The sequence below is a fragment of the Desulfopila inferna genome (assembly GCF_016919005.1).
Lineage (GTDB): Bacteria > Desulfobacterota > Desulfobulbia > Desulfobulbales > Desulfocapsaceae > Desulfopila_A > Desulfopila_A inferna.
The window spans coordinates 1-393 of record NZ_JAFFQE010000071.1; the positions used below are offsets into that span (position 1 = coordinate 1).

Annotated in this window: 1 protein-coding gene; it reads left to right on the plus strand. The window is 65.9% G+C overall.

Translation table 11 applies throughout. The features are described from left to right. A partial coding sequence (locus JWG88_RS21495) for an AMP-binding protein (RefSeq protein ID WP_205235863.1) occupies nucleotides 1-393 on the plus strand: 393 nt, incomplete at both ends.

A 393-nucleotide genomic window follows, 5' to 3' on the forward strand; every position in this document is an offset into this window, starting at 1 on the left:
CAACTGGACGGCCAAAGGGCGTGCCCCGCCGCCACAGGCAAGAGCGCGCAGCTGCGTTGGCGCACGTCGCTCAGAACCTGTACCGGCGAGGCGAGCGTACGCTCGGGGTGATGCCGCTGTATCACACGATGGGCGTGCGCTCCTTGCTGGCGATGGCACTGGTGGACGGTCTTTTCGTCTGCGTGCGGCGCTGGAGTCCGTCTCAGACGCTGCAAGCGATCGCTGATCATCGCGTGAGCTGTCTCTACCTCGTCCCCACGCTCTACCACGACCTGCTGGCCGATCCGGGCTTTGACGCGTTACGGGTGCGCTCAGTCACCAAGCTCGGCTTCGCCGGTGCCGCCATGAATGACGGTCTGCTGAAGCGGCTGGAGCAGGCGTTCCACCCAGAGC